General features: G+C 66.8%; 21 protein-coding genes and 1 tRNA gene. 13 read left to right on the top strand and 9 right to left on the bottom strand.

Translation table 11 applies throughout. The features are described from left to right. Nucleotides 1-238: 238 nt before the first annotated feature. The 5 genes from AC1RQK_RS02820 to AC1RQK_RS02840 all read right to left on the bottom strand — a co-directional run bounded on the left by AC1RQK_RS02820 (nucleotide 239) and on the right by AC1RQK_RS02840 (nucleotide 4,724). Nucleotides 239-325, bottom strand: a tRNA-Leu gene (locus AC1RQK_RS02820). Nucleotides 326-565: 240 nt separating this feature from the next. Beyond that, entirely contained in the window at nucleotides 566-1,897 is a 1,332-nt protein-coding gene (locus tag AC1RQK_RS02825) for an MFS transporter (protein WP_492370786.1), read from the bottom strand. An 81-nt stretch (nucleotides 1,898-1,978) separates the two neighbouring features. Beyond that, nucleotides 1,979-3,313 (bottom strand): amidase, encoded by a 1,335-nt coding sequence (locus tag AC1RQK_RS02830; protein ID WP_492807579.1) that lies wholly within the window; start codon nucleotides 3,311-3,313, stop codon nucleotides 1,979-1,981. Next, nucleotides 3,310-3,987 carry a DUF2848 domain-containing protein gene (locus tag AC1RQK_RS02835; protein ID WP_492807581.1) on the bottom strand — a complete coding sequence of 226 codons (678 nt, stop codon included), beginning with the start codon at nucleotides 3,985-3,987 and terminating at the stop codon, nucleotides 3,310-3,312. The genes AC1RQK_RS02830 and AC1RQK_RS02835 overlap by 4 nt, the downstream gene beginning before the upstream one ends. A gap of 38 nt (nucleotides 3,988-4,025) precedes the next feature. Then, on the bottom strand, nucleotides 4,026-4,724 hold the full coding sequence (locus AC1RQK_RS02840; protein ID WP_150990592.1) for a GntR family transcriptional regulator: 699 nt from the start codon (nucleotides 4,722-4,724) through the stop codon (nucleotides 4,026-4,028). Between the two features lie 398 nt (nucleotides 4,725-5,122). Here AC1RQK_RS02840 and AC1RQK_RS02845 point away from each other — a divergent pair, with 398 nt between their 5' ends. Further along, nucleotides 5,123-5,962 (top strand): IclR family transcriptional regulator, encoded by an 840-nt coding sequence (locus AC1RQK_RS02845; protein ID WP_492807583.1) that lies wholly within the window; start codon nucleotides 5,123-5,125, stop codon nucleotides 5,960-5,962. 22 nt (nucleotides 5,963-5,984) lie between these two features. Here AC1RQK_RS02845 and AC1RQK_RS02850 read toward each other — a convergent pair whose 3' ends face one another. Continuing rightward, on the bottom strand, nucleotides 5,985-7,232 hold the full coding sequence (locus AC1RQK_RS02850; RefSeq protein ID WP_492807584.1) for a Zn-dependent hydrolase: 1,248 nt from the start codon (nucleotides 7,230-7,232) through the stop codon (nucleotides 5,985-5,987). Between the two features lie 232 nt (nucleotides 7,233-7,464). On the opposite strand from AC1RQK_RS02850, the gene AC1RQK_RS02855 reads away from it, so the two are divergent. From AC1RQK_RS02855 to AC1RQK_RS02885, 7 genes are all read left to right on the top strand, one after another. Next, on the top strand, nucleotides 7,465-9,099 hold the full coding sequence (locus AC1RQK_RS02855) for an ABC transporter substrate-binding protein (RefSeq protein ID WP_492807857.1): 1,635 nt from the start codon (nucleotides 7,465-7,467) through the stop codon (nucleotides 9,097-9,099). 171 nt (nucleotides 9,100-9,270) lie between these two features. Further along, a complete protein-coding gene (locus tag AC1RQK_RS02860) occupies nucleotides 9,271-10,221 on the top strand; it encodes an ABC transporter permease (protein WP_492370791.1) in 951 nt (316 codons plus the stop codon). Between the two features lie 27 nt (nucleotides 10,222-10,248). Further along, entirely contained in the window at nucleotides 10,249-11,136 is an 888-nt protein-coding gene (locus AC1RQK_RS02865) for an ABC transporter permease (protein ID WP_492807586.1), read from the top strand. A gap of 7 nt (nucleotides 11,137-11,143) precedes the next feature. Next, a complete protein-coding gene (locus AC1RQK_RS02870; RefSeq protein WP_492807859.1) occupies nucleotides 11,144-12,226 on the top strand; it encodes an ABC transporter ATP-binding protein in 1,083 nt (360 codons plus the stop codon). A 70-nt stretch (nucleotides 12,227-12,296) separates the two neighbouring features. Then, nucleotides 12,297-13,325, top strand: a complete 1,029-nt coding sequence (locus AC1RQK_RS02875; RefSeq protein WP_492807587.1) for an ABC transporter ATP-binding protein — start codon at nucleotides 12,297-12,299, stop codon at nucleotides 13,323-13,325. 126 nt (nucleotides 13,326-13,451) lie between these two features. After that, on the top strand, nucleotides 13,452-14,642 hold the full coding sequence (locus AC1RQK_RS02880; RefSeq protein WP_492807589.1) for an amidase: 1,191 nt from the start codon (nucleotides 13,452-13,454) through the stop codon (nucleotides 14,640-14,642). Between the two features lie 32 nt (nucleotides 14,643-14,674). Further along, nucleotides 14,675-15,085 carry a DUF3830 family protein gene (locus AC1RQK_RS02885; protein ID WP_416048258.1) on the top strand — a complete coding sequence of 137 codons (411 nt, stop codon included), beginning with the start codon at nucleotides 14,675-14,677 and terminating at the stop codon, nucleotides 15,083-15,085. Nucleotides 15,086-15,137: 52 nt separating this feature from the next. Here the strand turns inward: AC1RQK_RS02885 and AC1RQK_RS02890 are convergent, their stop codons facing one another. Next, on the bottom strand, nucleotides 15,138-18,251 hold the full coding sequence (locus AC1RQK_RS02890) for an efflux RND transporter permease subunit (RefSeq protein ID WP_492807591.1): 3,114 nt from the start codon (nucleotides 18,249-18,251) through the stop codon (nucleotides 15,138-15,140). Between the two features lie 9 nt (nucleotides 18,252-18,260). Beyond that, complete coding sequence (locus AC1RQK_RS02895) at nucleotides 18,261-19,457, bottom strand: efflux RND transporter periplasmic adaptor subunit (RefSeq protein ID WP_492370796.1); 1,197 nt, start codon at nucleotides 19,455-19,457, stop codon at nucleotides 18,261-18,263. Between the two features lie 505 nt (nucleotides 19,458-19,962). On the opposite strand from AC1RQK_RS02895, the gene hpnD reads away from it, so the two are divergent. The 3 genes from hpnD (at nucleotide 19,963) to AC1RQK_RS02910 (ending at nucleotide 23,134) form a co-directional block, all read left to right on the top strand. Beyond that, nucleotides 19,963-20,799: a presqualene diphosphate synthase HpnD gene (hpnD, locus tag AC1RQK_RS02900; protein WP_492370797.1), complete on the top strand. Its 837-nt coding sequence runs from the start codon at nucleotides 19,963-19,965 to the stop codon at nucleotides 20,797-20,799. Between the two features lie 70 nt (nucleotides 20,800-20,869). Next, entirely contained in the window at nucleotides 20,870-22,144 is a 1,275-nt protein-coding gene (locus tag AC1RQK_RS02905; protein ID WP_492370798.1) for a Zn-dependent hydrolase, read from the top strand. Nucleotides 22,145-22,237: 93 nt separating this feature from the next. Beyond that, nucleotides 22,238-23,134, top strand: a complete 897-nt coding sequence (locus tag AC1RQK_RS02910; RefSeq protein WP_492807593.1) for an SMP-30/gluconolactonase/LRE family protein — start codon at nucleotides 22,238-22,240, stop codon at nucleotides 23,132-23,134. A gap of 101 nt (nucleotides 23,135-23,235) precedes the next feature. On the opposite strand, the gene AC1RQK_RS02915 is transcribed toward AC1RQK_RS02910, so the two are convergent. Next, complete coding sequence (locus AC1RQK_RS02915; protein ID WP_492807594.1) at nucleotides 23,236-23,577, bottom strand: KH domain-containing protein; 342 nt, start codon at nucleotides 23,575-23,577, stop codon at nucleotides 23,236-23,238. 255 nt (nucleotides 23,578-23,832) lie between these two features. On the opposite strand from AC1RQK_RS02915, the gene ompR reads away from it, so the two are divergent. After that, nucleotides 23,833-24,555: an osmolarity response regulator transcription factor OmpR gene (gene ompR / locus AC1RQK_RS02920; RefSeq protein WP_006576352.1), complete on the top strand. Its 723-nt coding sequence runs from the start codon at nucleotides 23,833-23,835 to the stop codon at nucleotides 24,553-24,555. Nucleotides 24,556-24,568: 13 nt separating this feature from the next. Next, entirely contained in the window at nucleotides 24,569-25,918 is a 1,350-nt protein-coding gene (locus tag AC1RQK_RS02925) for a sensor histidine kinase (RefSeq protein ID WP_150990620.1), read from the top strand. Nucleotides 25,919-26,137 lie beyond the last annotated feature (219 nt).

A 26,137-nucleotide genomic window follows, 5' to 3' on the forward strand; every position in this document is an offset into this window, starting at 1 on the left:
CCACCTTTCCCTGCGCGCGCCAGCCTGTTGCGGACTCCGCAAAGTGCGCCATTTCGTGGGGGCAGAACGTGGGGCTGCTATGGGGCCGGAGCGCCGATGATAAGTGAAATGGGAGTAGCAGAGTGCAACGAGGCGATTGCCACAAATCACCTGCTAAGCCTTGTGGGGCCTAGCTTTGCAGGCTGAAGTGATGCGGAAATGCGGGAGTTGAGGCGAATAAGTGACGTAAAAAAGACTTTGGTGCGAGGGAGGGGACTCGAACCCCTACACCATTGCTGGCGTCAGGACCTAAACCTGGTGCGTCTACCAATTTCGCCACCCTCGCAGTCCCTGCGGCGTGCATCCCTGACGGGAGGCCGCTGTGCTCGTTGTCTTACAGGCGTGCCGGGCAGCGTGAGAAATATCACAAGAGCACAAAAGCAAACAGGCGGCTGAAACTGCCCGCCTGGCTGGTGTTACCTGTGCTGCCGGCGCACTTTGCGCATGCAGCGCAACGAGGCAGCGGATTCTAGCGCAAAGCGCCGCTGGAATCCAGTCCCTCGTACTGCCCGGGGCATCTCGCCGGTTAGGCCTTGGCGGCGACCTTGGTTTTGATGAATGCCAGCACCAGGACGGTGGCGCAGGCTTCCAGCGCGGCGACGAAGTACAGGCCGGACGAGAGCTGGCCGGTGCTGGTTTTGAACCAACCGATCATGTAGGGCGCGACGAAGCCGGCAAGGTTGCCGATGGAGTTGATGAGGGCGATGCCGCCGGCGGCAGCGGTGCCGGCGAGGAAGGCGGAGGGCAGCGACCAGAAGACCGGGAAGGCGGCGAGGATGCCGACGGAGGCGATGGTGAGCGCCACCATGGCGAGCACAGCGCTGTGCAGCCACATGCCGGTGAGCACAAGGCCGGCGGCGGCCATCAGGGTGGCTAGCGCGCAGTGCAGGCGGCGTTCGCCGGTGCGGTCGGAGTGGATGCCGTTCCAGACCATGGCGAGGGTGCCTGCGATGAAGGGGATGGCGGAGACGAGGCCGATCTGCAGGTTGCCCTTGACGCCGAGCTCTTTGATGATGGATGGCGACCAGAAGGCGATGGTGGCGTTGCCGCTGACCACGCAGAAGTAGATGGCGGCGCAGATCCAGACGCGCGAGTTGGTGAAGGCGGCGCGCAGCGAGGAGTGCTTGGCGGGGTCGCGGTTTTCGGCTTCGATCTCGCGGGTGACGAGGTCGCGCTCGCTGGGGGAGAGCCATTTGGCGCTGATGGGCTTTTCAGGCAGGAACATCAGCACCGCGATGCCGGCAAGCACGGAGGGGATGCCTTCGATGACGAACAGCCATTGCCAGTTGGCGAGGCCGTCGACGCCTTCCATGCTGCTCATGATGAAGCCGGCGAGCGGGCCGCCGATGACGCCGGCGATGGCGAACGAGGTCATGAACAGGCCGTTGATGCGGGCGCGGCGCTGAGCGGGGAACCAGTAGGTGAGGTAGAGCACGACGCCGGGAAAGAAGCCGGCTTCGAACACGCCGAGCAGGAATCGCAGGGCGTAGAACTGCATGGGGGTCTTGACGAAGATCATCGCCATGGAGGCAAAGCCCCACAGGATGGTGATGCGGGCGAGCGTGCGGCGCGCGCCGATTTTTTCCAGCAAGAGATTGCTGGGCACTTCGAACAGGAAGTAGCCGATGAAGAAGATGCCGGCGCCGAAACCGTACACGGCTTCGCTGAATTGCAGGTCTTGCAGCATCTGCAGCTTGGCAAAGCCGACATTGACGCGGTCGATCCAGGCGAGCACGAACAGGAACACCAGGAAGGGAATCAGCCGCACCGCGATCTTGCGGTAGGCCTCGTTGCGCTCTGCCGGGGTGTGGGCCGGGCTTTCCAGGGCGCCAGGGGCGCCGGTCATCACGGAAGACATCGGTGGTACTCCTTGGGTGTTGATTGACGGGGCCGCGCTGCCTGGTCGCGGCCCTCGGTCTTTTCTGCTGGCTACTACGTGTTACTGCAGCGCGGCTTCGATGGCGCCGGCCACCTGCAGCACGCGCGCGTCGCGCCCGTTCAGGCCGCCGACGCTCAGCCCCATGCCCTGCTCCGCCGCCGGCATCGGCAGCGATACGGCGCAGCCGTCGAGGAAGTTGAGCACGCTGGGGTTGCGCAGCACGAGGCCGTTGGTGGCGAAGAAGGCTTCGTCGCTTTGCAGGGCATCGAGCCGTGGCGGGCGCACGGCAACCGTGGGCATCAGCCAGGCGTCGGCTTCGCGCAGCAGGTCGGCGGCGCGAGCCTGCATGGCGCGGCGCTCGGCCAGCAGTTCGATGTAGTCGGCGGCGCCGAGTTGCTCGCCGCGGCGGATGCGCATGGCAACGCGCTGGTCGTAGGCATCGCCGCGTTCGGCCAGCAACTGCTTGTGCCAGTGCCAGGCTTCGGCTGCCGTGAGGCCGCCGGCGGCGTTGATCTGCGGCAGCCGCTTGAGCTCGGGGAATTCGAACGGGATGATCTGCGCACCGAGCCGGGAGAGCGTGGCGAGCGTGGCGTCGAAGGCCTGGGCGACTTCGGCGTCGAGGCCGTCGCACACGAAATCGCGGGTCACCAGCAGACGCAGCCCGGCCAGCGGCGCGGGGCGGCTGTCCAGCGTTTCGCCGCTGACGATGGCGTCGAACGCGGCGCAGCAGGCAACCGAGCGCGCCAGCGGGCCGGCGGAGTCGAGCGAGGTCGACAGTGGCACGGCGCCGGCCAGCGGCACGCGGCTTGCGGTGGGCTTGAAGCCGGTCAGGCCGCAGAACGCGCTGGGGATGCGGATGGAGCCGCCGGTGTCGGTGCCGAGCGCCGCAACGGCCATATCGAGCGCCACGCTGAGCGCGCCACCGGACGTGGAGCCACCCGCGATGCGTGCTTCGTCGAAGGGCGTGCGGGGCGTGCCATAGTGCGGGTTCAGGCCGAGGCCGGAGAACGCGAACTCGCTCATGTTGGTGCGCCCGATCAGCACGGCGCCGGCGGCGCGCAGGCGCGCCACCACGGGCGCGTCGGCGCTGGCGGGCTCGCCTGTGAGCGCCTTCGACCCGGCCCGGGTCACCTGCCCTTTTACGTCGAACAGGTCCTTGATGGAGACCGGCAGCCCGGCCAGCGGCGATGCCACCAGCCCTGCGGCCCGTGCCTGGTCGGCGGCGCGGGCTGCGGCCAGCGCGCCGGCGCCGTCGACCTCCAGGAAGGCGGTGCCGCCAGCGTTACGGTGGCCGTCGATGCGAGCCAGTGCCTGCTCGGTCAGCGCAACGCTGGTGGTGCGCCCGGCGGCCAGGTCGGCGGCGAGCGCGGCGATGGTTGGCAGCGCGGTGCTCATGGTGCGACCGCCAGGCATGCCACGCGATAAGCATGGCGCAGCGTGCGCTTGCGCACCGGATCGTGGAGCTCGACTTCAAAGGCTTCGCCGCTGCCCAGTTCGCCAATCACGGCTTGCGTGCCGCAGAACATGGCGGTGCCCACCGGCAGCTTGTCTTCGCCGGTGAGGCGCTGGATCAGGTCGCGCGGGTCCAGCAGGCGCGTGACCAGCCCTTCCTGATAGAGCTCGCGCAGGCCGTTGCGGGTGCGCCAGCAGCGCATCTGCAACTGGTCCCAGTGCGCGGCCACGTCGTCAAAGCGCCAGACTTCGCTGCCCAGGGGCTTGGCGCACATCTGCTTGGAGACGGTGACGTCATAGGCTTCGACCTTGCGGTCGGTGTGGTCGGAGCCCACGCCGATGTACATCGCGTCCTTGGCCGCCAGCAGCACGAACTCGATTTCGCCGGAGGAGTCTTCGCGCGGCACCTCGAGCAGCGCGTCGGTGGTCAGCAGCGAAGCGGCCAGCGGGTAGAAGCACGGCACGGTGGTCGGCGGCTTGACGCCGATCTCTTCGAGCTCGCGGATGTGGTGGTTGACGGCGTCGGCGTCGCGGCCGGTCCAGCCGGCGATGATGAGGCGCTGGATATCGAGGACGAGTTCACCCTCGCCGGCTACGTGGAATTGAAGTGTCGGCATTGCTCACTACCTGTTGCGGATGTTGCGGAGAAAAACGGTCAGATGGTCCGGATGATGTTCTTCCGGAATTCGTCAATGTGTTCACGGATGGCCTCGCGCACCGCCGGCACGTCGCGCCGCTCCAGGGCATCGATGATCACCCTGTGCTCCTGGTAGACGTTCTCCAGGTGCTGCGGGTCGGACAGCGAGAGGAACCAGAAGCGCGCCTGCTTCTCGTGCAGGCCGCGCAGCAGGTCGGCCAGCACGCGATTGCGCGAGGCGGCCGACATGGCGGTATGGAATTTGAGGTCGAGCGCGGCCAGGCCGGTGATGTCGCGCCGCGCGATCAGGTCGGGCGAGCGGTCGACGATCTCGCGCATGGCCTTGAGATCGCTCTCGTGGGCGCGCTCGCAGGCCAGCGTGGCGCACAGCACTTCGTTGGTGGCGCGCACTTCGATCATGTCGAGCACTTCGTTGAGCGACAGCGGCGAGACCAGCACGCCCTTGCGCGGCAGGATCGACACCAGCCCTTCCACTTCCAGCCGGTGCAGCGCCTGGTGCACGGGGGTGCGGCCAATGCCGAGCAAGGCCGCGACCTGGGCTTCGTTGAGCGGCTCGCCAGGACGGAATTCGCAGGAAATGATGCGCCGCTTGATCTCGGCATAGGCCTGCTCGCGCAGCGCGGCGCCGGTGGCGGCGCGCGAGGCTGGCTCAGGGGTGTGATCGGCGCCGCCGACCAGCCGGATCGGGTTCGACATGGTGATTCCCGCAATGTTGAAGTTGTTGTGATACTAGTCTGATATTTCACTGATCGTCAACAAATCAGGAATGCGGGTAAACACTGAAAGAGAACGACTCGGCTGCATTTCACTGTCGCGCATGCGCCGCATGTCTCACCCACCCACAAACAGGCAAGCTCCCTGGAAGCCTTATAAAACAAGGCACTCGACCGAAGTGAGAAAACTCGCGCTCCCAAATCGGAGGGCCGGCGCATCGCCGCTATTCCCAAAGAAAGACGACCCGAATATCATGGACGGAAACCATATAAATCGATAATCGATTCGGTCGTATATTGGTGCAATATGCATTCATCGTGGTGCAGGTCTTCCCAGCGATGGTGCCCGTCACCGATACGAGGACTCGGCGGAACGCGAACATGAACCGGCAAGACCATCAGGAAAACGGCGGCGAAGCGCCGGCCAGCGGCACGGAAAGCGGCGAAAAAAAGGCTCGTCCAGACCCGCTTTTCAATCAATCGTTGGAGAAGGGGCTGGAAGTGCTGCGGGCTTTCAGCGCAGTCCATCGCACCCTCACGCTGGCCGAACTGGCCAGCCTGACCAGCATGACCAAAAGCTCCGCGCAACGCACCGTGCATACGCTGGAAACGCTGGGCTATGTGGCCAAGCACCCGCAGACGCGGCGCTTCCGGCTGACGCCCAAGGTGATGGAGATCGGCTACAACTACCTGTCCGCCGACGCGCTGATCCAGGCCGCCAGCCCTTACCTGTCGCAGCTCGCCAATGCCAGCGGCGAGACCGCCAACCTGACCGAGCCGGTGGGGCTGGAAATGGTCTACGTGGCGCAGTTGATGACGTCGAAGTACATCCCGGTGCTGACGCCCGTTGGCATGCGCATCCCGATGTACTGCACCAGCAGCGGCCGCGCGTACCTGAGCACATTGCCCGACGATCAGGTGATGGCCATGCTCGAGGACTCGGCCCGGGTGGCGCGCACGCCGGCCACGCTGACCGATGTGGCGGCGATCTTCGAGACGGTGGTGGCTTGCCGGAAGGTGGGCTACGCCTGCAACAACGAGGAGTTGTTCCTGGGCGATATGGGCGTGGGCGCGGCCATCGTCAACAGCCAGGGGCAGGCGGTGGGCGCGGTGCATGTGTCGCCACCGGCCAGCCGCTGGAGCATGGCCGAGGCGCAGAAAAAGCTGGCGCCGATGGTGATCGAATGCGCCTGGGCGATCTCGCGTTCGATCGCTCACTGAGTCACCACGGCGCCAGAACGACTTAGCGCGCGTGCTCCAGCATCGCTTGCAGCAGCACATTGGCGCCGGCCTCGATATGCTCGGGCAGCGCGTCTTCCAGCTCGTTGTGGCTGATGCCGTCCTTGCACGGCACGAAGATCATGCCAGTGGGCGCGCGCTGCGCCACGTACACGGCGTCGTGCCCGGCGCCGCTGACCACGTCCATGTGCGGCAGCCCCAGCGCGGCCGCGGCGCGGCGCACGCTGTCCACGCATGCCGGCGCGAACACGCAGGGCTCGAACTTCACCACCTGGCTGATCGACACTTCCACCGCGCCACGCTGCGCAATCTGCGCGAACGACGCGCGCATGGCGGCGTCCATGCGGTCCAGCCCGGCCTGCGAGAGATTGCGCAGGTCCACGGAAAAGTCCACGCGGCCCGGAATCACGTTGCGTGAGTTGGGCGTGACCTGCACGTAGCCTACCGTGCCGCGCCCGTGCGGGGCCTCATCCACGGCGATGCGATTGACTTCATCGATCATGCGGGCGGCCGCCAGCATGGCGTCGTGGCGCAGCGCCAGCGGCGTGGGGCCGGCGTGGGCGTCCATGCCGGTCACGGTCACGTCGTACCATTGCTGGCCGAGCGCGCCGGAAACCACGCCGATCGGCAGCCCGGTGGCTTCCAGCACCGGCCCCTGCTCGATATGCGCCTCGAAATAGGCCGCGAACATGCCGCCCGGCACTTCGCCCACGGGCTGCTCGCCGCGGTAGCCGATCTGCTCCAGCGCCTCGCCCACGCTAATGCCGTCAAGGTCGCGCTGGGCGCGGATGAACGCCGCCTCGAACACGCCGGCGAAGGCACCCGAGCCCATCATCACGGGCGTAAAGCGGGTGCCCTCCTCGTTGGTCCAGAACGCTAGCTCCAGCGGCGCGCGGGTGACGATGCCCAGGTCGTTGAGCGTGCGCATCACCTCCAGGCCAGCCAGCACGCCGAAATTGCCGTCGAACTTGCCGCCCGAGGGCTGGGTGTCGATGTGGCTGCCGGTGGCCACCGCGGCCGCATGAGGATCGCTCCCGGCACGGCGCGCGAACACGTTGCCTACCTCGTCGGTGCGCACATCGAGCCCGGCCGCGCGGCACCAGCCGACCACCAGGTCGCGGCCCTGGCGGTCCAGCTCGGTCAGCGCGATGCGGCACACGCCGCCCTTGGGCGTGGCGCCGATCTGCGCGAGGTCCATCAGCGATTGCCACAGGCGTGCTGCGTTGATGCGGGGAAGGTGTTGCTGATCCATGTCGGAAAGCCGGTTGGTTGGGAGTCAGACGGAGAAGTCAGCAATAAACAGGCCATGGCATGAACGCCAGCGGAATAAGGCTCGGGCACAGGCAGTGGCATAGGCATAGGCATAGGCACTGGCATATGACTTGCTTAACTGGTTCCGTCTCCCCTTCCCCCACCCAGGAGCTTTGCCCGTGACCGTTTTCTCTTCCGACTCCGCAAGAAGCGTAAAACCCGGCCTGAAGTCCATCGCCGCCGCTGCCGCGATCACCGCCGTCTCGATCCTCGCCTTGCCGGGCACCGCGATAGCCGAGAAGGTACTGCGCATCGGCATGACCGCCGCCGACATCCCGCGCACGCTGGGCCAGCCCGACCAGGGTTTCGAAGGCAACCGCTTCACCGGCATCCCGATGTACGACGGGCTGACCCAGTGGGACCTGTCCAAGGCCAACGGCCCCAGCCTGCTGATTGCCGACCTGGCCACGGAATGGAAGGTCGATGCCAAGGACAAGACCAAGTGGATTTTCAAGCTGCGCCCCGGCGTGAAATTCCACGACGGCTCGCCGTTCAACGCCGACGCCGTGGTGTGGAACGTGGGCAAGGTGCTCGACAAGACCGCCAAGCAGTTCGATCCCAGCCAGGTTGGCGTGACCGCCTCGCGCATGCCGACGCTGCGCTCGGCCAGGAAGATCGACGACCTCACGGTGGAGCTGGCTACGTCGGAGCCAGACTCCTTCCTGCCCTATAACCTGAGCAACCTGTTCATGGCCTCGCCCACGCAGTGGGACAAGAAGCTGGCTGCCGTGCCGGCCTTGGTGACCGATCCGGCCGAGCGCTCCAAGCAAGCCTGGGTGGCCTTTGCCGCCGATGCTTCCGGCACCGGCCCCTTCAAGATGAGCCGCTTCGTGCCGCGCGAGCGCCTGGAGATGGTGAAGAACGCGCAGTACTGGGACGCGAAGCGCCTGCCCAAGATCGACAAGGTGGTGATGCAGCCGATGCCCGAGGCCAACGCCCGCACCGCCGCGCTGCTGTCGGGCCAGGTCGACTGGATCGAGGCGCCGGCACCGGATGCCGTGGCGCAGATCAAGAGCCGTGGCTTTGAGGTCTACGCCAATGCCCAGCCGCATATGTGGCCGTGGCAGCTGTCGTTCGCGCCCGGATCTCCCTGGCTCGACAAGCGCGTGCGCCAGGCGGCCAACCTGTGCGTGAACCGCGAGGGCCTGAAGACCTTGCTGGGCGGCTACATGGCCGAATCCAAGGGCATCGTCGAAAAGGGCAACCCGTGGTGGGGCAACCCCACGTTCGATATCAAGTACGACGCCAACGCCGCGCGCAAGCTGATGCAGGAGGCCGGCTACTCGGCCGCCAAGCCGATGAAGGTAAAGGTGCAGGTGTCGGCCTCGGGCTCCGGCCAGATGCAGCCGCTGCCGATGAACGAGTACGTGCAGCAGAACCTGAAGGCGTGCTTCATCGACGTCGACTTTGACGTGGTCGAGTGGAACACGCTGTTTACCAACTGGCGCATCGGCGCCAAGGACCCGAGCGCGCATGGCGCCAACGCCATCAACGTGAGCTTCGCGGCGATGGACCCGTTCTTCGCCATGGTCCGTTTTGTCAGCACCAAGACGCAGCCGCCGGTCTCGAACAACTGGGGCTACTTCGGCAACGCGGAGTTCGACAAGCTGATCGAGACGGCGCGCACGTCGTTCGACGAGAAGGCGCGCGACACGGCGCTGGCCAAGCTGCATGCCCGCATCGTGGAAGAAGCGCCTTTCGTGCTGATCGCCCATGACGTAGGCCCGCGCGCGATCTCCAGGAAGGTCAAGGGCGTGGTGCAGCCGCAGAGCTGGTTTATCGACATCGCCACCATGTCGATGGACTGAGCCGTGCTGCACGCCGAGCACCAAGCCGTGCACTAAGCGAACTGCGCGCGTGGCCGGTCCCGGGCCGGCCACGCGCAGCGCAATCCAGAAGATGCCCGGCCGGCATGCATCGGCCGGGCTCCCCCGAGAAACCACGGCAGGCAACGCTCGCCTTCCTTCCCGGCCACGAACATGCTCTACCTGCTCCGCCGCATCGTCTACGCGATCCCCATCCTGCTCGGGGTCGCCCTGCTCTGCTTCTCGCTGGTCCATATCGCGCCAGGCGACCCGCTGGTGTCGGTGCTGCCGCCCGACGCCTCCGAGGACCTGCGCCGCCAGCTTACCGCGCTCTACGGCTTCGATAAGCCCTTCCTCGAGCAATTCCTGCACTGGCTCACCCGCGCGCTGCACGGCGACCTGGGCACCTCCATCGCCACCAACCGCCCGGTGATGAGCGAGGTGCTGACGGCGGTGATCAACTCGGTCCGGCTGGCCGCGGTGGCCACGCTGATCGGCTTTACCTTCGGCTGCCTGTTCGGCTTCGTGGCGGGCTACTTCCGCGATTCCGCGGCGGACCGCACGGCCTCCTTCCTGTCGGTCTTCGGCGTGAGCATGCCGCACTACTGGCTGGGCATGGTGCTGGTGATCGTGTTCTCCGTGTTCCTCGGCTGGCTGCCCGCCACCGGCGCCGGCCCTGGTGGCTCCAGCGACTGGGCATGGAACTGGGAGCATATCCAGTACATGGTGCTGCCGGCGGTGACGATGTCGGTGATCCCGATGGGCATCGTGGCGCGCACCATCCGCGCGCTCGTGGCTGAAATCCTCTCGAACGAATTCATCGTCGGCCTCAAGGCACGCGGCTTGTCGGAGGTGGCGGTGTTCCGCCATGTGCTGAAGAACGTGGCGCCCACCGCGCTGTCGGTGATGGGCCTGCAGCTCGGCTACCTGCTGGGCGGCTCGATCCTGATCGAGACGGTGTTCTCCTGGCCTGGCACGGGCTTCTTGCTCAACTCGGCGATCTTCCAGCGCGATTTTCCACTGCTGCAAGGGACCATCCTTGTGCTCGCCGTGTTCTTCGTGTTGCTGAACCTGCTGGTCGATGCGCTGCAGACCTTGTTCGACCCGCGCATCCAGCGCAACTGACGCCATCAAGGAAACCCGGGAGCCCCCATGGAAATGACTCTGAAAAAGCCCGCCCTTGTGCCCGTCGTGCAGCGCTCGCCCGGCTACTGGGCCACGGTGGGCAAACGCCTGCTGCGCAACAAGCTGGCCATGCTGGCCGCGCTGATCCTGCTGGCGCTGGTGCTGATGGCGATCTTCGCGCCCGTGCTGATGCCGGCCGATCCGTACACCGCCTCGATCATGAAGCGCCTCAAGCCGATCGGCACCGAGCACTACCTGCTTGGCACCGACGAGCTGGGGCGCGACTTGCTGTCCCGCCTGATGCTGGGCGCGCGGCTGTCGCTGTTCATGGGCATCACGCCGGTGCTGATCGCCTTTGTGATCGGCAGCGCGCTGGGCATCGTCGCGGGCTACGCCGGCGGCTGGACCAATACCGTGATCATGCGGCTGGTCGACATCCTGTACGCCTTCCCCTCGGTGCTGCTGGCCATCGCGCTGTCGGGCACGCTGGGCGCGGGCGTGGGCAATGCGCTGTTGTCGCTCACCATCGTGTTCGTGCCGCAGATCGTGCGCGTGGCGGAGAGCGTGACCACGCAAGTGCGCAATCGCGAGTTCGTCGATGCGGCGCGCGCCTCGGGCGCGTCGTCGCTGACCATCGTGCGTGCCCACGTGCTCAACAATGTGCTGGGGCCAATCTTTGTCTACGCCACCAGCCTGATCTCGGTGTCGATGATCCTGGCCTCGGGCCTGTCTTTCCTCGGCCTCGGCGTCAAGCCGCCCGAGCCGGAATGGGGCCTGATGCTCAACACGCTGCGCACAGCGATTTATACGCAGCCGCTGGTTGCCGCCCTGCCCGGCGCCATGATCTTCCTGACCTCGATCTCCTTCAACCTGCTCGCCGATGGCATTCGCTCGGCGATGGAAATCAAGGACTGATGCCATGATGGAAACCTTGCAAGACACGGTACCCGATGCATTGGCCAACACCGACGTCGGCGGCCCCGCGCAACCGCTGGTGATCGCGCGCGACCTGATCAAGCACTTCCCGCTCAAGTCGAAACTACCCTGGCGCAGCGGTGGCGAAGTCCGCGCCGTCGACGGCGTCAGCTTCGAAGTGAGAAAGGGCGAAACGCTGGGCGTGGTCGGCGAATCCGGCTGCGGCAAGTCCACCACCGCGCGGCTGCTGATGCAGCTGATCGAGCAAAACAGCGGCGAGCTCATTTTCGATGCGCTGGGCGTGGGATCGGCGCAGTTGCCGATGAAGCGCTACCGCAGCCAGGTGCAGATGGTGTTCCAGGACAGCTACTCCTCGCTCAATCCGCGCCTGACCATTGAGGAATCCATCGCCTTTACGGCGCGCGTGCACGGCATCGACGCGGCCGAAGCCAGCGCGCGCGCGCGCGCCCTGCTGGATCGCGTGGGCCTGGAGCCGGCGCGCTTTGCCGGGCGCTATCCACACGAGCTCTCCGGCGGACAGCGCCAGCGGGTGAATATCGCGCGGGCGCTGGTGCTGCGCCCGCGCCTGGTGATCCTCGATGAAGCCGTGTCGGCGCTGGACAAATCGGTGGAGGCGCAGGTGCTGAACCTGCTGCTCGACCTCAAGGCCGAGTTCGACCTTACCTACGTCTTCATCAGCCACGACCTGAACGTGATCCGCTACCTATGCGACCGCGTGATGGTGATGTACCTGGGCAAGGTCGTGGAGGTGGGCGACACCGAAACGCTCTACGCCAACCCCGCGCACCCCTACACGCGTGCGCTGCTGGCCTCGATGCCGGCGATGGACCCGGATCACCGCACCCAGGTTGCGCCGCTGGCGGGAGACCCGCCCAACCCGATCAACCCGCCATCCGGCTGCAGCTTCCATCCGCGCTGCGCCATGGCACAGGACGTTTGCTCGCGCCGCGCGCCGCAGTTGTCCGACGCGCTCGCGGGACATCCGGTGGCCTGCCTGATGGCGAACGCGGACGGCGGCCACAGCCGGCAGATGCCCGCGGCCGCCAGCCCGCTCGTTGCAGCACCCTGAGGGCCAAATCGTGAATGCACCCGTGATTGCACCCGTGAATGCACCCGTGACCGTACCCTCGAACGTACCCATGACCGCACCCAACCACAGCCCCGAACCCCATGCAGCCGCCCCCATGGTGTCGGTGCGCGACCTGCGCGTGACCTTCTCCGGCGGCGGCAAGACCATTCGCGCCGTCAGCGGCGTGTCGCTTGCGGTGGCGCCTGGCGAGACGCTCGCCCTGATCGGCGAATCCGGCTCCGGCAAAAGCGTGACGCTGCGCGCGCTGATGCGCCTGCACCCGCCGCGCCGCACCCGCATGGAAGGCGAGATCCGCATCGACGGCACCGACGTCACCGCCCTCGATGGCCGTGGCCTCGCCCGGCTGCGCGGCGGCAAGGTAGCGATGGTGTTCCAGGAACCATTGCTGGCGCTGGACCCGGTCTACACGATCGGCCAGCAGATCATCGAATGCATCCGCACCCACGCCCGCGTGTCCGCGGCCGAGGCGCGCCAGCGTGCGCTGCGCGCGCTGGAGTCCGTGCGCATTCCCAGCCCGGAGCGGCGCCTGGCGGCTTATCCGCACGAGATGTCCGGCGGCATGCGCCAGCGCGCCATGATCGCGCTGGCGCTGTCGGCCAACCCCAAGGTCCTGCTGGCCGACGAGCCAACCACCGCGCTGGACGCCACCGTGCAGATCCAGGTGCTGATCCTGCTGCGCGAGCTGCAACGCGAGCTTGGCCTGTCGATCGTGTTCGTCACCCATGACATCGGCGCGGCCGTGGAAATCGCCGACCGCGTCGCCGTGATGTACGGCGGGCGCATCGTCGAGGAAGGCCCGATCCGCACCATCCTGCGCGCCGCGCGCCATCCTTATACGCAGGCGCTGCTGCAAAGCCGCCAGCACGGCATGGACCGCGGCCAGCGGCTGCAGACCATCGCCGGCTCGCCGCCCGATCTGTCGGCCCTGCCGCCGGGCTGCAGCTTTGCCCCACGCTGCCCGCACGCGCGCGCGCAATGCCTGGAGGCGGTGCCGCGGGCGACCGCGCTGGGTGGCGGGCATAGCGTGAGCTGCGTGCTGGCCAGTGAGCCTGTCGCCCGTGCCGAGGCCCTGGCGTAAGCGCTGTCAACCCGCCGTGACGGCACGGCATGGCATGGCGGCACATGCCGTGCAATCCATGCCAATATCGCCTTTACTGATCGCTACCCTAGCCCTCACTTTCATCGCTAACCGCTAACCGCATCCATGACCCTGGCCAGCCATCCCTCCCACGCCTTCCTCCCCTACCCTGACGCACCCGTCGCCAATGCGGCCAGCGGCCCCCTCGCCGGCCTGACCTTCGCCGCCAAGGACCTGTTCGACGTAGCCGGCTACCCAACTGGCGGCGGCAATCCCCATGTGCTGGCCATGTCGGGCATCAAGTCCACCACCGCGCCCACCGTGCAGCGGCTGCTGGATGCCGGCGCGGCCTTCGTCGGCAAGACCCATACGGATGAGCTGGCGTTCTCGATGAACGGCAAGAATGCCCACTATGGCGCGCCGGTGAACGGCGCGGCGCCGGGGCGCATCACGGGCGGCTCGTCCTCCGGCTCGGCCTCGGCGGTGTCCAACAAGCTCTGCGACTTTGCGCTCGGCACCGACACCGGCGGCTCGGTGCGCGCGCCGGCCAGCCACTGCGGGCTGTTCGGCATCCGCCCCACCTTTGGCCGGATCTCGCTGGCGCAAACCCTGGCGCTGTGCGACAGCTTTGATACCTGCGGCTTCTTCGCGCGCGACATCGGCACCTTCGCCCGCGTGGCCGACGTGCTGCTCGGCAGCGACCCCCGGCCCCTGCCCGCCAGAGCGCGCCTGCTGCTGGCCGAAGACCTGTTCCGCATGCCCACCGCCCCCGCGCTGGACGCGCTGCTGCCGGTGGTCGGCGGCATCGAGGCCGCCTTCGGCAAGGCCTCGCCCGTCACGGTGGCGGACCGCCCGCTGGAAGACATCTGGTGGGCCTTCCGCTATGTGCAGGGCTGGGAAGCCTGGCAGACCGACGGCGCCATGATCGAGCAATACGGCCTGCAACTCGGCCCCGACGTGGCCGCGCGCTTTGCATTCTCCAAGGGCGTCACCGAAGCCCGCCTCGAAGCCTCCAGCGCGATTCGCCGCGCCTTTACCGCGCATCTGGCGGCGCTGCTTGGCAACGACGCCGTCCTGATCCTGCCGACCATGCCCGACATCGCCCCGCTGTCCGACGCCGCCGGCGAGGAACTTGAGACCTACCGCAACCTGTCGGCGCAAACGCTGTGCCTGGCGCCGCTGTCCGGCTTCCCGCAGTTGAGCCTGCCACTGGCCGGCCGCGCTGGCGCACCGCTAGGCATCTCGCTGATGGGCCCGGCCGGCAGCGACCGCAGCCTGATTGCATTTGCCGAAAAGCTGGTCGCCGCGCTAAGCTGAACGATCACCCCGATTTCCCCAGGAGAGCCTGAATGGCCCAGATCCGCATTACCGCCGGCGGCTACCAGTTCGTCGCCGAAACCCATCCCGACGCCCCCCTGACCGTGGCGGCCTTCACCAAGCTGCTGCCCTACCGCCAAAAGCTGATCCATGTGCGCTGGAGCGGCGAAGGCTGCTGGATCCCGCTGGGCGAGTTCAAGCTGGGCGTGGATTTCGAGAACCACACCAGCCACCCCTCGGTCGGCGACATCCTGTTCTACCCCGGCGGCTACAGCGAGACCGAGATCATCCTGGCGTATGGCAGCTGCTGCTTTGCCAGCAAGATGGGCCAGCTGGCGGGCAACCATTTCCTGACGATCGTGCAAGGCAAGGAGAACCTGCGCGCGCTGGGCACCAAGGTGCTGTGGGAAGGCGCCCAGGACGTCAGCTTCGAGTTGATGTGAGATAGGGAGCGCGCTTGGCAGTTCTGCCGCCAGAGCACGCCCGGGCGCGCGCTCAGCGTGCCAGCACCGCCCCGCCCGGCTCCGGCGCCTTGACCCGGAACCAGGCCGCATACAGCGCCGGCAGGAACAGCAGCGTCAACGCCGTCGCAATCACCAGCCCGCCCATGATGGCGACCGCCATCGGCCCCCAGAACACGGAGCGCGACAGCGGGATCATGGCCAGCACGGCCGCTGCCGCGGTCAGGATGATAGGGCGGCAGCGCCGCACGGCGGATTCGACGATGGCATCCCACACCGGCTCGCCGGCACGGATGTCCTGCTCGATCTGGTCGACCAGGATCACCGAGTTGCGGATGATCATGCCGAGCAGCGCGGTGATGCCAAGCTGCGCGACAAAGCCCATCGGTGCGTTGAGCAGCAGCAGCGTGGCGGCGGCGCCGATCAGGCCAAGCGGCCCGGTCAGGAACACCATCAGCGAGCGCGAGAAGCTGTGCAGCTGCAGCATCAGCAGCGTGAAGATCAGGAAGATGCACAGCGGCAGCTGCGCGGCGATCGACGCGCCGGCCTTGCCGCTTTCTTCTTCCGCCCCGGCCACCGTAATGCGGTAGCCCGCCGGCAGCTGCGCGCGCAGCTTGTCCAGCTTGGGATTGATCTGCGCCGTCACGGTGGGGCCCTGGATGCCTTCGACCACGTCGGCCTGCACGGTCACGCCAAAGTCGCGGTTCTCGCGCCAGATCACGCCCGGCTCGGAGCGAAAAGCGATGCGCGCGACCTGCGTCAGCGGCACCACGCGGCCGCTGACGGTGGGCACTTGCACGTTCTGCAGGTCGGACATGGCGTCGCGCTCGTTGCGCGGCGCGCGCATCAGGATATCGATCAGCTTGTCGCCGTCGCGGTATTGCCCCACCGCCACGCCGGTCAGCACCGTCTGAGTCACCCGCGCGATGGCGGTAGTGCTGACGCCGAGCGCGCGCGCGCGGTCCTGGTCGATGTCCAGGCGCAGCACCTTGACGCTCTCGTTCCAGTTGTCGTTGACCCCCACGGTGTTGGGGTTGGCGCTCATCACCGCCCGGACCTCATCAGCCAGCTTGCGCACGCCGGCGGCCTGCGGCCCGATCACGCGGAACTGCACCGGATAGGGCACGGGCGGCCCATTCGGCAGCAGCTTGACGCGGCCGCGCAATTGCGGGAAATCGCGCGCCAGCAGGTCCACCACGCGTTGGCGCACCCGGTCGCGCAGCGCGACTTCGGCCGGCATCACGATCACCTGCGCCACATTGGTCTGCGGGAAGATCTGGTCCAGCGGCAGGTAGAAGCGCGGCGCGCCGCTGCCGACGAAGGTGGTCAGGCTGGCAATCTCGCGGTCCCCGCGCAGCGCGGCCTCAAAGCGCCTGGCCTCGGCCTCGGTCTGCGCAAAGCTGGTGCCCTCCGGCAGCCACAGCTCCACCATCAGCTCCGGCCGGCTCGAGTCCGGGAAGAACTGCTTCTCCACAAACTTGAAGGCGTAGAGGCCGAGGCCAAAGGCCACCAGCGTGATGACGATCACCGTCTTGCGCCACGTCACGCACCAGTGCACCAGGCGGCGGAAGCGGTTGTAGAACGGCGTGTCGAACACCTCGTGCTGCTCGCCCTCGCCGGCGGGCCGTGCCTTGAGCAGCAGGTAGCCCAGGTAGGGCGTGAAGTAGACCGCGGCCAGCCACGACAGCACCAGCGCCATCGCGGTCACGGCGAAAATGGCGAAGGTGTACTCGCCCACGGTGGAGCGCGCCAGCCCCACCGGCAGGAAGCCGGCGGCGGTGATCAGCGTGCCGGTCAGCATCGGCATGGCGGTGGAGGTGTAGGCGAAGGTGGCGGCTTCCATCTTGGAGAAGCCCTCCTCCAGCTTGCGCACCATCATCTCCACGGCGATGATGGCGTCGTCGACCAGCAGCCCCAGCGCCACGATCAGCGCCCCGAGCGATATCTTGTGCAGGCCGATGCCGAAGATATTCATGAACAGGAACGTGACGGCGAGCACCAGCGGAATGGTCAGCGCCACCACCAGGCCCGGGCGCACGTCGATGCGCAGCGGCTTGGTATGCAGCCCGAGCGAGACAAAGCTCACGCCTAGCACGATCACCACGGCCTCGATCAGCACGTGCACGAACTCGCCCACCGACCGCTCCACGGCCTCCGGCTGGTTTTGCACCTGATCCAGCTCGATGCCGACGGGCAGTTGCCCGCGCAAGCCGTCCATCGCAGCACGCAGGTTCTTGCCCATGGCGATGATGTCGCCGCCGCGCTCCATCGAGATGCCCAGCCCGATCACCTCCTTGCCCTGGAAACGCATCTTGCTGGCCGGCGGATCGACATAGCCGCGGTACACATGGGCGATATCGCCCAGGCGGATATTGGCGATGCCGTTCGGGCCGCGCAGCACCAGGTTCTCCAGGTCGGCCACGTTGGCGAACTGGCCCGACAAGCGCACCTGCAGGTTGTCGCCCGGCGTCACCAGCACGCCGCTGGCGGTCATGCTGTTTTGCTGCGATATCTGGTCGGCGATCGCGTTGATGTCCAGCCCGAGCTGGGCAAAGCGCGCCTGGTTGAATTCGATGTAGACCTTCTCGTCCTGCAACCCGATCAGCGCCACCTTGGCGACGGACGGCACGCGCAGCAGCTGCTGGCGCACCAGGTCGGCGTACTCGCGCAACTCTTTGTAGTTGAAGCCGTCGGCCGAGAGCGCGTAGATGGAGCCATACACGTCGCCGAATTCGTCATTGAAGAACGGCCCGCGCACGCCCGGCGGCAGCGTCTGCGCGATGTCGCCGACCTTCTTGCGCACGGTGTACCAGATCTGCGCGGTGTCCTTGGCCGGCGCGGTGTCCTTGAGCTGGAAGATCACCGTGGTCTCGCCGGGCTTGGAGAAGCTGCGGATCTTGTCGGCGTAGGGCACTTCCTGCAGCTGGCGCTCGATCTTGTCGGTGACCTGCACCGCGATCTGCTCGGCGGTGGCGCCGGGCCAGAATGCCTGCACCACCATCACACGGAAGGTAAAGGGCGGGTCTTCGTCCTGACCGAGCTGGAAGAAGGCAAAAAGCCCGCCCAGCAACAGCACCACCAGCAGGTAACGGGTCAGCGGCTGGTGCTCCAGGGCCCAGCGGGACAGGTTGAAACGGGAATGATCCATGCCGGCGCCTTAGTTGCGCACGGCCGGCGTGGGCGCCACCGCCTGCAGCGGCTTGACCTTCTGGCCGGGCTTGAGCAGGTGCACGCCCGCGGTGACGATGGTCTGGCCGGGCGACAACCCTTGCCTGACCTGGATCTCGTTACCCTGGAGCTCGCCCAGCGTGACGTTGACCGGCTGCACGGTGCCGGCTGCCGCGTCATACACCCAGACCTGGTTGCTGCCCTGCTTTTGCAGCAGCGCGGAGAGCGGCACACGCAGCGTGGCATCGTCGCCGGTACGGGTGAAGGTGACCACGGCGGTCATGCCAAACTTGAAGTCGGCCGGTGGATTGGGCACGCTGATGCGCGCCGCGTAAGTGCGCGTTACCGGGTCGGCCATTGGCGAAATCTCGCGCACGCGGCCCGGCAGCGGCCGGCCGGGCTCGGCCCAGGTGCGCACGGTGACGTCGGAGATGCCGCGCAGGCGCTCGACCTGATCCTCCGGCAGGCCAACCGCGACCTCCTTCTCCGCGGTTTGCGCCACCCGCACGACCGACTGGCCGGCCGCCACGACCTGGCCGACTTCGGCTTCGATCAGGGTCACCACGCCATCGGCGTCGGCGGTCAGCACGCCGTAGCCGGTCTGGTTGGATTGGTTGCGCAGCCCCGCCTCGGCCTGGCGCAGGCGGGAGGCGGCGGAGTCAAAGGTGGCCTGGCGGCGTTGCTGCTCGGCCGCGCTGATGAACTTCTTGGCGAACAGCTCGTTGTAGCGCTTCAGATCGGCCTCGGCGAGGTCTCGGTCGGTCTTGGCCGCGTCGTACTGGGCCCGCGAACCGGCTTCCGCCAGGCCGAGGTCGGTGGGGTCGAGGCGGGCAAGCGGCTGGCCCTTGCGCACGGTGGCGCCCACGTCGACCAGGCGCGCGGCGATCTTGCCGCCCACGCGAAAGCCTAGCCGCGACTCGATCCGGGGCCGCACATCGCCCGAGAACTCGAACTCCGTCTTGCCTGCGCCCGGTTGTAACTGCATCAGGCGCACCGGGCGGATCTCTGGCGCCTTTTCTGCCTGACGGCTGCAACCCGCCAGCGCCACCCCGGCGAGCAGCAGCAGGGTCACCAACGCGCCGCGACCGCGCATGCGCAAGCCGGCCGCGAACGCGTTCGCGCTGAAAAGCGTTGAAAAAGGCACTTCGATGGCCACAACTTCCGGCCCGGGATGAGGCACTGGCATGAGTTAAGCGTTAGATCGGTGGCACGGTTTGCACTGCGGCAGGCACGGCGCGGCGTGGCGGCGATTAATAACTCGCCGGTCAGTAATGTAACGGCGTGAAGCCGAAAGCGTCAAATGGCGCGCGGAGGGGGATACCGGAAACGCACTTTTCAAACAAGCCGCCCACCCTGGGTCCCAAGTCGGACGCAGGAATCGCGCCGGGCGCGGCCAAATGCCGCAGCGCTGGATATCCGCGCAGGCCGAAGTGCACGGCGGCGCTCTCGCCCGCGGCCGTTGCGGCCGGGAGCGCGATGTTACAATCCCGCGCGTCGCCCGCGCTGCCTTGCCACCCGCCGTGGAATGGCTTGACGACTGGAAATCGCGGCTCTTGGCGCAGGCCCCCCTGGCCAGCGCATCGCGCCATCTCGCCACACCGGCCACCGCGCGCCGGCCAGGTTGCCGCGGCGACAGCGCAGGCATAAAGCCCCCCATAGCCCCCCCCCCATTTCACCGACCCGAGCCTGGCGTGACGCCCGATCAGTATTGCCAAGAGAAAGCCGCGCAGAGCGGCTCCAGCTTCTATTACAGCTTCCTGTTCCTGGCGCCCGAGCGGCGGCAGGCCATTACCGCCCTCTATGCCTGGTGCCGGGAGGTCGACGATGTCGTGGACGACACGCAAGACGCCAGCGTGGCCTATCAAAAGCTGGCCTGGTGGCGCAACGAGCTCGCCCAGATGTTCAACGGCGCGCCGACCCATCCCGTGACCAAGGCGCTGCAGCCGCACATGCAAGCCTATGGGCTGACCCAGCCGATGTTCAACGAAGTGCTCGAAGGCATGGAAATGGACCTCAACCAGTCGCGCTACCTGGATGACATCGCGCTCACGCGCTATTGCCATTGCGTGGCCGGCGTGGTCGGCACCATGAGCGCCCGCATCCTCGGCCACACGGATCCGCGCACGCTCGAGTACGCCGAAAAGATGGGCTTGTCGCTGCAAATGGTCAATATCCTGCGCGATGTGGGCGAGGATGCCCGGCGCGGCAGGATCTACCTGCCGGTCAACACGCTGCAGCGCTTCCAGGTGCCGGTCTCCGAGATCAATCAGGCCACGCACTCCGATCGCTTCGTCACGCTGATGCGCTACCAGGCCGAGCAGGCCCGCACGCTGTACCGCGAGGCGCTGGCGCTGCTGCCCGCTGCCGATCGGCGCGCCCAGCGCGCCGGACTGGTCATGGGCGCGATCTACCAGACGCTGCTAGACGAGCTGGAGGCGAGTGAGTTCCAGGTACTGAACCAGCGCATCTCGCTCACGCCCATGCGCAAGCTGTGGATCGCGTGGAAAACGTGGATGCGCAACCGCTGAACGCCACGTCCTGCCTTTTGCACCGCTACCTGCCTTCACGGCCTTCACTGCCTGAGCCACCCGAGCTGCCATGACCCAAATCGCCTCCCCCCTCCTCCCGTTAGGCCAGACCATTCTCGACCAGGCCGCGGCGCTGGCCCGCTTTTCGGATATGGAAGGCGGCCTGACCTGCGCCTACCTGACCCCGGCCCACCGCGCCGCGCAAGCCCAGTTGGCGGCGTGGATGGAGGCGGCGGGCATGCAGGTCCGCATCGACGCCATCGGCAACGTGATCGGCCGCTACGCCGCCGATCCTGCCGCGGGCGACGGCGCGCGCGTGCTGATGACCGGCTCGCACTTCGACACCGTGCGCAACGGCGGGCGCTATGACGGCCGGCTTGGCATCCTGCTGCCCGTGGCGGTGGTTGGGGCGCTCAACGCGGCCGGCATCCGCCTGCCCTATCACTTCGAGGTCGTGGGCTTTGCCGAGGAAGAAGGCCTGCGCTTCAAGACCAGCTTCCTGGCCAGCAGCGTGCTGGCCGGCCGCTTCGACCCGGCCCTGCTGGATCGTGCGGACACCGACGGCGTGACGCTGCGCGAAGCCCTGGCCGCCTCTGGCCTGCCGGGCGCGGGCGGCGTCGATGCACTGCGCGCCGCTGCGGTGGACCCCGCCACCCTGCATGGCTTTGTCGAAGTCCATATCGAGCAAGGCCCGGTCCTGCTGCACCACGGCCTGCCGCTCGGCGTGGTCACGCAGATTGCCGGCAGCAGCCGCTTCCAGGTGCGCGTCGAGGGCCTGGCCAGCCACGCTGGCACCACGCCCATGACCCTGCGCAAGGACGCCGCCGCGGCGGCGGCCGAGATGGTGTTGCTGGTGGAGCGGCGCTGCGGGCAGGTGCCTACGCTGGTTGGCACGGTGGGCCAGTTGCAGGTACCCAACGGGTCGAGCAACGTCATCCCCGCCGAATGCGTGTTCTCGATGGACATCCGTGCCGGCGAAGACAGCATCCGCGAAGCCGCCATTGCCGACATCGTGACCGGCATCCAGGCCATCGCCGAGCGTCGCGGCCTCAGCGCCGGCGTGGAACGGGTGACGCCGGTCAACAACGCGCCCTGCGCGCGCTGGCTGATGGACCAGTTCGGCGCGGTGCTCAAGAAGCGCGGGCTGGACGCGTTCGAGCTGCCCTCGGGCGCCGGCCACGACGCCATGATGATGCAGCGCATGACCGACGTGGCGATGCTGTTCGTGCGCTGCGGCAACGGCGGCATCAGCCACAACCCGCTGGAAACCATCACGGCCGACGACGCCCAGCTCGCGGCCGAGGTCTTCGTCGACTTCCTGCGGCATTTCCAGCCCCGCGCCTGACCCCCACCGCGGCGCGCTTGCGGTCCCGGCACAAATCGTATTGGATGTAGGCACACCAATCACAAGATCGAAAGATCACAACGGAGACACTGCATGGCGCACCGCGAACTATCGGTCCTGACCGAGGGGCACACCTTTCTGGAAGGACTGCGCTGGCACGACGGCCGGCTCTGGCTGTCGGATTTCTATACCCATCGCGTGATGGCGGTGAGCCTGGATGGCGCCGTCGAACAGATCGCCGAAGTGCCGCAGCAGCCATCCGGCATGGGATGGCTGCCGGACGGGCGCCTGCTGATCGTCTCCATGCGCGACCGCAAGCTGCTGCGCCGCGAGCCGGACGGCAGCCTCGTGGTACATGCCGACCTGTCCGGCGTGGCTAGCGGGCACGTCAACGACATGGTGGTGGACCAGCACGGCCGCGCCTATGTGGGCAATTTCGGTTTCGACCTGATGGCTGGCGCCCCGCTGCGCACCGCGAACCTGGCGCGGGTCGACCCGGATGGCTCGGTGACCGTGGTGGCCGATGGCCTGTTCTTCCCCAACGGCTCGGTCATCACGCCGGACGGCAAGTCCCTGGTGGTGGGCGAGACCCTGGGCAATCGCATCTCGGCCTTCGATCTGCACGTGGATGGCTCGCTGGGCCCGCGCCGTGACTGGGCCCTCTTCGGCAGCCAGCCCACTGGATCGGATCTCGGCCAGGTGCTGGGCGGCGCGAAGGTGGCGCCGGACGGGTGCGCCCAAGATGCGCAAGGTGCGCTCTGGGTGGCTGACGCCATCGGCAATCGCGTATTGCGGGTAATGCCGGGCGGGCGCATCGATGAGGAGATTGCCTGCGGGACGGGCATCTTCGCCGCCGCGCTGGGTGGCCCGCGCGGCACCACGTTGTTCCTGGCCGCCGCGCCGAACTTCGACGAGGCGCAGCGGCGCGCTTCGCGCCTGGGCCATATCCTGATGACGGAAGTCGAAGTGCCGCACGCCGGCCTGCCATGAGGCTATGCGGCTGTGAGGCTATGGGGCTGAAGTAGGACGGACGCCGATACGCGCTTGCCGCGCATCGTGTCAAGCTGCACGCATGTGTGCGTGCCTGGCCCCTAGCCGCCCTGGTACATCTCCCGCCCGAGTTCGTACAGGTTCTGGCGCAGCTTGCGCCGCTCGTCTGGCGAGAGCTTGTCGTTCGGGAATGCGTGGGGCAGGCGCTCGTTCATGTCGCGCTCGGCGCGGTACTTTCCGGCGCGCGCTCGCGCCTCGTCCTTGCTGTAGTGCTCGCGCTCGTTGCGCGGGGCGGCCTCGCGAGCTGCTGGCTTGCCAGCGCCCGGAAACAAATGCGCCATGCCGGGCGATTGCGGGTATCCCGCACTAGCGGCAAGCAACAGCGCAACAGTCGCGCCGGCGCGGGAAAGGGTATGCCCGGCGCGCTTGCAGGTGACTTTCATTGATAATGGCGGTTTGGGCTTCGGAAACGGTGGTTACAGGACCGCCGGAAGCCGGACATCCAGTAGCCCCGCCTCGCCACGTCATGGCAGTGAACTACACGGCGGACGCCCACGAAATCCCCGCGGGACTGGCTACGGAAACGGTATGCGGCAGTTTAAACGCAGGGTGGATGCGCGCCTTCATACCTCGGGGTAAAGTATGTAACCTTTTGTTAAGCCATTTTGACCGAAAGCGTTTGTCGCTAAGATACCGCCATGGAAAATACCAGTCACAAGATTCTCGTCGTAGACGACGACCCCCGTCTGCGCGACCTGCTGCGCCGCTACCTTGGCGAACAGGGCTTCACCGTACTGGTAGCTGAGAACGCCACCGCGATGAACAAGCTCTGGTTGCGCGAGCGTTTCGACCTGCTAGTGCTCGACCTGATGATGCCCGGTGAAGACGGCCTGTCGATCTGCCGGCGCCTGCGCGGCGCCAACGACCAGACGCCCATCATCATGCTCACCGCCAAGGGCGAGGACGTCGACCGCATCGTCGGCCTCGAAATGGGCGCCGACGACTACCTGCCGAAGCCCTTCAACCCGCGCGAACTGATCGCGCGGATCCACGCCGTGCTGCGCCGCAAGGGCCCCGCCGAAGTCCCCGGCGCGCCCTCCGAAACCCCGGAAACCTTCGCCTTCGGCGATTTCGTGCTGAATCTCGCTACCCGCACGCTGACCAAAAATGATGAGGAGATCACCCTGACCACCGGCGAATTCTCGGTGCTCAAGGTCTTCGCCCGGCATCCGCGCCAGCCGCTGTCGCGCGAGAAGCTCATGGAAATGGCGCGCGGCCGCGAGTACGAGGTATTCGACCGCAGCCTGGACGTGCAGATCTCACGCCTGCGCAAGCTGATCGAGCCTGATCCGGGCAACCCACGTTTCATCCAGACGGTCTGGGGTCTAGGCTACGTCTTCATCCCCGATGGCGTGAAGTAAGGCGCCGCGCATCGTGGCGACTGTCATCAGCCGCACGGCTACGCGCCTGTTCGGTTCGCTGTTCTGGCGAACCTTCATGCTGATCGCCCTATTGCTGGCGATCTCGCTGGGTATCTGGTTCCAGAGCTATCGGCTCTTCGAACGCGCACCGCGCGCCCAGCAGATCGCCATGCAAGTGGTCAGCGTGGTCAAGCTCACGCGCGCCGCCCTGCTCTATTCCGATCCCGCGCGGCGGCGTTTCCTGCTGCTCGACCTGGTGCAAAACGAGGGCATCAAGGTCTACCCGCGCGAGAAAGACGACGATTTCTCCGTGCCCACCACGAACCCCTTCCTGACCCAGCTGGTGCAGCAGGAGATTCGCAGCCGGCTCGGCGAAGGGACCGTGATCGCCACCACCGTGAACGACATTCCCGGCGTATGGGTGAGTTTCGAGATCGAGGGCGACGATTACTGGGTAGCGATCAGCCCCGAACGGTTCGAGCGCGTGCCCGGCATCCAGTGGCTCTGGTGGAGCATCGCCGCGCTATTGCTGTCGATCATCGGCGCAGCCTTTATCACGTCGCTGGTCAACCACCCGCTCAAGCGGCTGGCCAACGCGGCACGCGCCATCGGCGGCGGCGGCGACCCGCCCACCCTGCCTGAGCACGGCGCCAGCGAAGTGGCGCAGGCCAACCACAGCTTCAACCAGATGGTGCGCGACCTGCGCCAGCTCGACGACGACCGCGTCGTCATGCTGGCCGGCATCTCGCACGACCTGCGCACGCCGCTGACGCGCCTGCGGCTGGAAACCGAGATGTCCCCCGTGGATAACACCACGCGCGAAGCCATGATCGCCGATATCGAACAGATGGACGCCATCATCGGCCAGTTCCTCAACTACGCCCGCCCCGCGCTGGAAACGGTCGAACCCGTCGACCTGTCCGCACTTGTGCAAGACGCCGTCGGCGTCTATGGCGCGCACGACGACGTACGCGTCCATGTACGCGCCGGCGACCCCGTAATGGCCGTCGCCAACCGCATGGAAGTCCAGCGGATCCTGGACAACCTGGTCGAAAACGCCCGCCGCTACGCCAAGGACGAAGACAACGGCGTAGCCGTGGTCGAGATCAGCACCCGCATCGAAGACAAGGAAGCCGTGCTGACCGTGGCCGACCATGGCAGCGGCGTGCCGGAAGCGCAATTGCCCTTGCTGACCCGGCCCTTCTACCGGCTCGATGGCGCACGCAGCGAAGCCAAGGGCGCCGGGCTGGGGATGTCGATCGTTAATCGGATCTTGCAGCGAAATGGCGGTAGGTTGATGTTGGCGAATCGGCCGCCGCCGGCGACGGGGTTGGTGGTTAGTGCGTTTTTCAGGCGGGCGTAGGTTGAGATGCTGGCTGCAACGGCTTAACTTCAAAATCAGAAGCTGAAAGTCAAAGGCAGTTTCACCTCCCCTGCGGGGAGGTGAAACTGCAGTTGAAGTTGACGTTAAGCAGTTGCACATACAGTTGCACTCACAGCACCCCCAAGTTACCGCAAAATCACACCCCTCCGTACTAACCCTAATCCCCCCATCCCCCTTCATCCCACTGACAGGCTTTCG

It is taken from the genome of Cupriavidus sp. GW822-FHT02D05 (genome assembly GCF_058802485.1).

Excerpts from the sequence above, each read along its gene's own strand:
- AC1RQK_RS02910 (WP_492807593.1), top strand. The coding sequence starts at position 22,238 with ATGGCGCACCGCGAACTATCGGTCCTGACCGAGGGGCACACCTTTCTG.
- ompR (WP_006576352.1), top strand. The coding sequence starts at position 23,833 with ATGGAAAATACCAGTCACAAGATTCTCGTCGTAGACGACGACCCCCGT.
- AC1RQK_RS02895 (WP_492370796.1), bottom strand. The coding sequence starts at position 19,457 with ATGCCAGTGCCTCATCCCGGGCCGGAAGTTGTGGCCATCGAAGTGCCT.
- AC1RQK_RS02840 (WP_150990592.1), bottom strand. The coding sequence starts at position 4,724 with ATGTCGAACCCGATCCGGCTGGTCGGCGGCGCCGATCACACCCCTGAG.
- AC1RQK_RS02880 (WP_492807589.1), top strand. The coding sequence starts at position 13,452 with ATGACCCTGGCCAGCCATCCCTCCCACGCCTTCCTCCCCTACCCTGAC.
- AC1RQK_RS02835 (WP_492807581.1), bottom strand. The coding sequence starts at position 3,987 with ATGCCGACACTTCAATTCCACGTAGCCGGCGAGGGTGAACTCGTCCTC.
- AC1RQK_RS02875 (WP_492807587.1), top strand. The coding sequence starts at position 12,297 with ATGACCGCACCCAACCACAGCCCCGAACCCCATGCAGCCGCCCCCATG.
- AC1RQK_RS02870 (WP_492807859.1), top strand. The coding sequence starts at position 11,144 with ATGGAAACCTTGCAAGACACGGTACCCGATGCATTGGCCAACACCGAC.
- AC1RQK_RS02830 (WP_492807579.1), bottom strand. The coding sequence starts at position 3,313 with ATGAGCACCGCGCTGCCAACCATCGCCGCGCTCGCCGCCGACCTGGCC.
- AC1RQK_RS02890 (WP_492807591.1), bottom strand. The coding sequence starts at position 18,251 with ATGGATCATTCCCGTTTCAACCTGTCCCGCTGGGCCCTGGAGCACCAG.
- AC1RQK_RS02915 (WP_492807594.1), bottom strand. The coding sequence starts at position 23,577 with ATGAAAGTCACCTGCAAGCGCGCCGGGCATACCCTTTCCCGCGCCGGC.
- AC1RQK_RS02905 (WP_492370798.1), top strand. The coding sequence starts at position 20,870 with ATGACCCAAATCGCCTCCCCCCTCCTCCCGTTAGGCCAGACCATTCTC.
- AC1RQK_RS02865 (WP_492807586.1), top strand. The coding sequence starts at position 10,249 with ATGGAAATGACTCTGAAAAAGCCCGCCCTTGTGCCCGTCGTGCAGCGC.
- AC1RQK_RS02850 (WP_492807584.1), bottom strand. The coding sequence starts at position 7,232 with ATGGATCAGCAACACCTTCCCCGCATCAACGCAGCACGCCTGTGGCAA.
- AC1RQK_RS02860 (WP_492370791.1), top strand. The coding sequence starts at position 9,271 with ATGCTCTACCTGCTCCGCCGCATCGTCTACGCGATCCCCATCCTGCTC.
- AC1RQK_RS02845 (WP_492807583.1), top strand. The coding sequence starts at position 5,123 with ATGAACCGGCAAGACCATCAGGAAAACGGCGGCGAAGCGCCGGCCAGC.
- AC1RQK_RS02885 (WP_416048258.1), top strand. The coding sequence starts at position 14,675 with ATGGCCCAGATCCGCATTACCGCCGGCGGCTACCAGTTCGTCGCCGAA.
- AC1RQK_RS02825 (WP_492370786.1), bottom strand. The coding sequence starts at position 1,897 with ATGTCTTCCGTGATGACCGGCGCCCCTGGCGCCCTGGAAAGCCCGGCC.